The sequence below is a fragment of the Neorhizobium sp. BETTINA12A genome, assembly GCF_023006485.1.
In the GTDB taxonomy this organism is placed as follows: Bacteria; Pseudomonadota; Alphaproteobacteria; order Rhizobiales; family Rhizobiaceae; genus Neorhizobium.
Genome location: NZ_JALBGW010000222.1, coordinates 1 through 6371 on the forward strand (window position 1 = coordinate 1; position 6371 = coordinate 6371).

Here is a 6371-nt window from a genome sequence, read left to right on the forward strand (position 1 = left end):
GCCGCAGGGCCGCACCGGCCTGCTCGCCCACAGTTTCCTGCTGCGGGTGCGCGGCGACTCGCATGGCTGCGTCGCCTTTGCCGACTACAACGCGTTCCTGAAAGCCTTCCAGCGCGGCGACATCACCCATATGGTGATCGTGCCCAAGTGGGATGGCAAGCGTCCCGGCCGCGGCACCAATGGCGGCTTCATGGCCAAGCTGTTCGGCAACAACGACGCCTGATCGGGCGTCGTCTCCTCCGGCCCAACTTCAGCCGAGAATATCCCTCGCCACGCGCATAAAGATTTTCGTGCCGATCGGGATCAGGTCGTCGGGAAAATCATAGTTCGGATTGTGCAGGTTCGGCATGTTTTCGCCGGCACCCAGGAAGAACATCGCCGATTTCGACACGGTCGCGAACCGGCCGAAATCCTCCGAGCCGCGCATCGTTTCTCCCTCCTCGAGCGAAATGCCTTCGGATTCCATCGCCGCACGTAGCAGGGCGGCGGCTTCCGCATGGTTTTCGCAATGGCCGAAGATGTCGTGATAGTCCATCGCGTATCCGAGACCGCCGACGGCTGCGACCTCGCGGACCAGATCTTCGGCCTTGGTCGTCAACGCCTGCATCTGGCCATCGGTCATGGTGCGCAACGTTACCCAGACTTCGGCATGGCCGGGCGCAATCCCAAAGGCCGGTTCGCCGACCGAGGCATGCGTCACCGTTGCCAGCACCATGTCGCCGGTTGCGATCGAGCCTCGGCTGAGGGCCGTCAGCGCCGGCATCAGCGTTGCCACCGCCGGCACCGGCGAGATGCCGGTCTCCGGCATGGAGGCATGCGCGGTGCGGCCGGACAGGACGATCTTCAGACCACGCGAGGCGCAGTTGACGATGCCGTCCTTCAGCCAGGCATGGCCGAGCGGCAGGCCCGGCATGTTGTGCAGGGAAAAACTGTAATCCGGCGCCAGTTCCTGGAATTTTTCGTCGGCGATGACGGCCGCCGCGCCGGCGCCTGTCTCCTCTGCCGGCTGGAAGAGCAGGATGACGCGGCCGCGTTTCGGCTTTTTCCGGCCGAACTGCCGCCCCAGCGACGCAAGCATGGTCATGTGGCCGTCGTGGCCGCACATATGACCCTTGCCGGGGATTTTCGAGCGATGGTCCGGCGTGCCGATCTCCTCGATCGGCAGCGCGTCCAGCTCGGCGCGGAACAGAACGGACGGGCCGGGAAGGCCACTTTCATAGACGACCGCGACACCCGTGCCGCCGAGACCGGTCACGACCCGGTCCGGCTTCGTATCCGCGAGGAAGTTCTGCACCTCCGCTGCCGTCGCAATCTCCTCGTCGGATATCTCCGGCATGGCATGCAGCTTGCGCCGCCACGCGGTGAGCTCGATGACGTCCTGATTGGTGAGAAACATGGGGCCGCTTCCTGATTGCCGGGTCTGGTTCCGAGGTAAATGGGGCAGGGGTTCTCCGCAAGCAGAACCTCTGCCGAGCCTATCACCACGCGATGCCAATCTTGCCGAAATGGCTGCCGCTCATCTCGTAGCGGAAGGCATCGGCGAGTTTTTCGAGCGGGAATACCCGGTCGATCACCGGCCGGACGAGACCCGTATCGAATGCACGCACGAAATCCTGCTGCTGGCGGCGGCTGCCGACCAGAATGCCGGAGAGAACCGCCTGCTTACCCATCAGCGCCGCGGTCGGCACTTCACCGCGTGCGCCGGTCAGCACCCCGATCATGGCGATATGGCCGCCCATCTTCACCGCCTGGATGGATTGCCCGAGGGTTACCGGCCCGCCGACTTCCACCACATGGTCGACGCCGCGGCCGCCGGTCCAGTCAAAAACCTGTCTGCCCCAGTCGGCATGGTCCCTGTAGTTGACCGTAAACTCGGCCCCGAGCTTTTTCGCTCGCTCCAGCTTTTCGTCCGATGAGGAGGTGATCGCCACCCGTGCGCCCATGGCCTTGGCGATCTGCAGCGCATAGATCGACACGCCACCCGTGCCGAGCGCCAGCACCGTCTCGCCGGCCTTCAGTCGCCCAAGCTCGACAAGCGCCCGCCAGGCGGTCAGCCCCGCCGTGGTGATCGTTGCCGCTTCCACATGGCTGAAATCTTTCGGAGCAAGCGTGAAGGCGGCCGCCGGCCGCACCGCATATTCGGTCGCAAACCCGTCGATGCCGTCGCCGGGCGTGCGCGAAAAGCCGCCGGGCAGCGGCGGACCGTCCTGCCAGTCCGGAAAGAAGCAGGAAACCACATGGTCGCCCGGCCTGAACTCGCTCACCCCGTCGCCGACCTCCTCGACCACGCCAGCGCCATCCGCCATCAGCACCCGCCCATCTGTCGGCGTCCGACCGCTTGCGACGCTGAGGTCATGGAAATTGATCGAACTCGCATGCAGCGCCACCCGGATCTCGCCGCGGCCGGGTTTGCCCGGATCCGGCAGATCGACGAGCTTCAGGGCATCGAGGCCGCCGGGGGCCGTGACGATGGCTTTCATGAATTCCTCCCTTTGATTTCTAAATGTGTTCAGATTTTAGGTAGATGCCCATGACAATGATAGCAGGCGAGGTATTAGCTAGCTTAAGGAGCCCGAGCCGATGTCTGATGCCAATTGTGGGGAGTGAGCAATTACTAGTTGAATAAAAATCAAAAATTCTTCTCCATTCGATCAACTGGAGGTGATTCCATGCGATTGTTAGCTCCACCAATGGAAGATGCCATTGCCGCGGAAACGGACATTTTCGGCCGCGACCGTTTCATCGATGGCCTGTTAAGGCTTTTTGAAAGCACCGACGAGCCTCTAGTCGTAGTGTTGGATGAAAAATGGGGAACGGGCAAAACCGTATTTGCGAAGCGCTTGGAACGATCCGCCACCGAGCAAGGCTTTCCCGCTATATATTTCGATGCGTTTAGCTCCGACTACAATTCTGACGTTTTCATAAGTCTTGCATCGGCGGTTATGGCAAAATTGCCAACAAAACAGAAAAGAGAAAGATTTCAGTCGCGTGTTGTGAACGTCGCAAAAGCCGTCGGTAAAGTGGCAGCAAAATCATCGGTGCGAGTTTTGACCGTAGGTCTACTCAATACGGCCGACCTAGAGAAGGCCTCAGAGGAGATCGCTAAAGAGGTTTCCAGCGTCGTCGAGGGGGAGTTTGACAAGGCGATAGAGGAGCGTCTTAACAGGTCGAACCAGGACAGGATTGCGTTTGATGAATTTCGAAACACTCTTTCTACTGTCGGCGAAAATTTTCCAGGCGCAAAGCAAGGCAAGCCGTTGATCTTTATTGTCGACGAGCTTGATAGATGCAAGCCACCGTATGCCCTTGCTTTGATTGAGACCATGAAACATTTCTTTTCGGTCAGCTCAGTCAAGTTTCTTCTTGTGTGTCAAGTCGATCAAATACTGTCATCTATCAGGCACACCTACGGTACCGATATTGATGCTCAAAGGTATCTCGAGAAATTTGTTCATACCTATGTATATTTTCCCATCGCAGAAGGGCATACTCGAAAAGCTCAAATGCTTGCCTTTGTCTCAGAGATTGTTTCGGGCATGCCGTCGGACGGAGAAGATGGGTCTCTATCTGGCGAGATGGTCAATTTTATTACTGACTTAGCTATTAGAAAAAATTATTCATTGCGGAATATTGAGAGGGTCCTTACTCAATTTGCAATATGTATGGCTTTTACGAAAAAGGGTCAACTTAGACTAGGCGCCGTATTGTTTGTCTTATGTGACCTTAAATACAATAATACAAATCTTTTTCAGAAAGCAAAGCGCGGTGAGCTTAATTATCACCAGTTGAATAGCTTCTATAGCTTTGATGCCGAAAATGAACACTGGTACATAAGCTGGCTAGAATATTTCTTTGAACCTCAAATAAATTTAAATGATCCAAAGTGGAAGGATCAAAATCGATACTTGTCTAGGTATTCAATCAGTAACCCAAAGAAAACCGCTTTGTATTTTGCTAATAACGTTGTGGATTGTATTACTGTGTAATCACACCCGCTCCACAAACCCATCCAGCACCCGCTTCTCTCCAGCCCGATCGAACTCGATCGTCAGCTTGTTGCCCTCGATCGCCGAAATATTCCCGTTCCCGAACTTGACGTGAAAAACCCGGTCGCCGACGGAGAATTGCGAAGGCGTGTCGGCCACCGATTTGGCCACCAGTTCCCCGTCGATCGTCCGCGTGCGCGGGCCGCTTTCGCCGTAGCCGATGCGTTCCACGGCGTGGCCGGAGCGGGTGCCCCAGTTGTCGCGGGTGGCGTCGGTCTTGTTGGCCTGGGCGCGTTTCCAGCCGGGGGTGGAATAATTGTTGGCGAAGGGATCGGCCTTGTCGAAGCGTGACTGGCCGTAGCCGCCGCGTCCGCCATATCCGCCGTAATTGCTGTCTGACGCCGCGACGTCCACATGGGCGGCCGGCAGTTCTTCGAGGAAACGCGACGGCATGGTTGATTGCCACAGGCCGTGGATGCGGCGGTTCGAGACGAACCAGATGTGGCAGCGGTGCTTTGCGCGCGTCAGGCCGACATAGGCGAGACGGCGTTCTTCTTCCAGCCCCGAGCGGCCGCCCTCGTCGAGCGCCCGCTGGTGCGGAAACAGGCCTTCCTCCCAGCCGGGCAGGAAGACAGTGTCGAATTCCAGGCCCTTGGCCGAATGCAGCGTCATGATCGACACGGCATCGAGGTTTTCGTTGTTCTCGGCATCCATGACCAGCGAGACGTGCTCGAGGAAGCCGCGCATGCTCTCGAAAGCCTCCATGGAACGCACGAGTTCCTTGAGGTTTTCCAGCCGTCCCGGTGCTTCCGCCGACTTGTCGTTCTGCCACATGGCGGTATAGCCGCTCTCGTCGAGGATCTGCTCGGCAAGCGTGGTGTGCAACGTGTTTTCGAGCAGGCCCTGCCAGCGGCGGAAATCGGTGACGACGTCGAACAGCGCCTTGCGCGCCTTCGGCTTCAGTTCGTCGGTCTCGATGATGTCGGCCGCCGCCTGCAGCATGGGAATGTCGCGGGCGCGGGCGTAGTCGTGCAGGTAACGCACGGTCGTGTCGCCGAGGCCGCGCTTCGGGGTGTTGATGATCCGCTCGAAGGCGAGGTCGTCGGAGGGCTGGCAGACCATGCGGAAATAGGCCATGGCATCGCGGATTTCGAGCCGCTCGTAGAAGCGCGGGCCGCCGATGACGCGGTAGTTGAGGCCTAACGTCACGAACCGGTCTTCGAACTCGCGCATCTGGAACGAGGCGCGCACCAGGATCGCCATGTCGTTGAGCTTGTGCTTGCCCCGCTGGAGGTTTTCGATCTCCTCGCCGACGGCGCGCGCTTCCTCCTCCGAATCCCAGGCGGCATGCACCACCACCTTCTCGTCATCGGGGTCGGATCGGTCGGTGAACAGTGTCTTGCCAAGCCGGCCTTCGTTATGCGCGATCAGATGGCCGGCGGCGCCGAGGATGTGTTCGGTGGAGCGGTAGTTGCGCTCCAGCTTGATCACCTTGGCGCCCGGAAAATCCTTCTCGAAGCGCAGGATGTTGTCGACTTCCGCGCCGCGCCAGCCATAGATCGACTGGTCGTCGTCGCCGACGCAGCAGACGTTCTGGGGAACGTCCTTCGGCCGCTGTGCAAGCAGCCGCAGCCACATGTACTGGGCCGTGTTGGTGTCCTGGTACTCGTCGACGAGGATGTAGCGGAACTTGCCGTGATATTCCTTGAGCAGATCCGGGTTCTTGCGGAGGATCGCGATCGGGTGCAGCAGAAGATCGCCGAAATCGCAGGCGTTCAACGTGCGAAGCCGCGCCTGGTAGGCGGCATAAAGCTCGCGGCCCTTTCCGTTGGCAAAAGCACGGGCGTCGCCCTCGGCAATGTCCGGCGGCGTCAGGCCCTTGTTCTTCCAGGTGTCGATCATGCCGGCGAACTGTTTTGCCGGCCAGCGCTTGTCGTCCAGCCCCTCGGCCTGGATCAACTGCTTGATCAGCCGCACCACGTCGTCGGTGTCGAGAATGGTGAAGTCGGAGCGAAGGCCAGCCAGTTCCGCATGGCGGCGCAGCAGTTTCACGCCGATCGAGTGGAAGGTGCCCATCCACGGCATGCCCTCGACGGCGCCGCCGACGAGTACGCCGACGCGTTCCTTCATCTCGCGGGCAGCCTTGTTGGTAAAGGTCACCGCAAGAATTTGTGACGGATAGGCGCTGCCGGTTGCCAGGATATGGGCGATGCGGGTGGTCAGCACCCGCGTCTTGCCCGTGCCCGCGCCCGCGAGCACGAGAACCGGTCCATTCAGCGTCTCGACCGCCAGCCGCTGTTCCGGGTTGAGGCCTGCGAGATAATCGGGCGCACGGTGCTGGTCGCGGGCCGCCATGGCGCGAGCAGCGATCCCGAGGCCGCCATT

The 6371-nt window shown here is 59.6% G+C and carries 5 protein-coding genes; 2 read left to right on the plus strand and 3 right to left on the minus strand.

Annotated features, from left to right (window positions below; translation table 11 throughout):
* On the plus strand, positions 1–223 hold a 223-nt coding region (locus MOV61_RS27555), incomplete at its 5' end, for a tlde1 domain-containing protein (protein WP_247138864.1).
* Between the two features lie 27 nt (positions 224–250).
* On the opposite strand, the gene MOV61_RS27560 is transcribed toward MOV61_RS27555, so the two are convergent.
* Both MOV61_RS27560 and MOV61_RS27565 read right to left on the minus strand, forming a co-directional pair.
* Positions 251–1396, minus strand: a complete 1146-nt coding sequence (locus tag MOV61_RS27560; protein WP_247138865.1) for an amidohydrolase — start codon at positions 1394–1396, stop codon at positions 251–253.
* 82 nt (positions 1397–1478) lie between these two features.
* Complete coding sequence (locus MOV61_RS27565) at positions 1479–2480, minus strand: NAD(P)-dependent alcohol dehydrogenase (protein WP_247138866.1); 1002 nt, start codon at positions 2478–2480, stop codon at positions 1479–1481.
* A gap of 189 nt (positions 2481–2669) precedes the next feature.
* Between MOV61_RS27565 and MOV61_RS27570 the strand changes: the two genes are divergently transcribed.
* On the plus strand, positions 2670–3986 hold the full coding sequence (locus MOV61_RS27570) for a P-loop NTPase fold protein (protein WP_247138867.1): 1317 nt from the start codon (positions 2670–2672) through the stop codon (positions 3984–3986).
* Here MOV61_RS27570 and MOV61_RS27575 read toward each other — a convergent pair.
* A partial coding sequence (locus MOV61_RS27575; protein WP_247138868.1) for an ATP-dependent helicase occupies positions 3987–6371 on the minus strand: 2385 nt, incomplete at its 5' end. It abuts the gene before it with no gap.

Excerpts from the sequence above, each read along its gene's own strand:
- MOV61_RS27560 (WP_247138865.1), bottom strand. The coding sequence starts at position 1,396 with ATGTTTCTCACCAATCAGGACGTCATCGAGCTCACCGCGTGGCGGCGC.
- MOV61_RS27565 (WP_247138866.1), bottom strand. The coding sequence starts at position 2,480 with ATGAAAGCCATCGTCACGGCCCCCGGCGGCCTCGATGCCCTGAAGCTC.
- MOV61_RS27570 (WP_247138867.1), top strand. The coding sequence starts at position 2,670 with ATGCGATTGTTAGCTCCACCAATGGAAGATGCCATTGCCGCGGAAACG.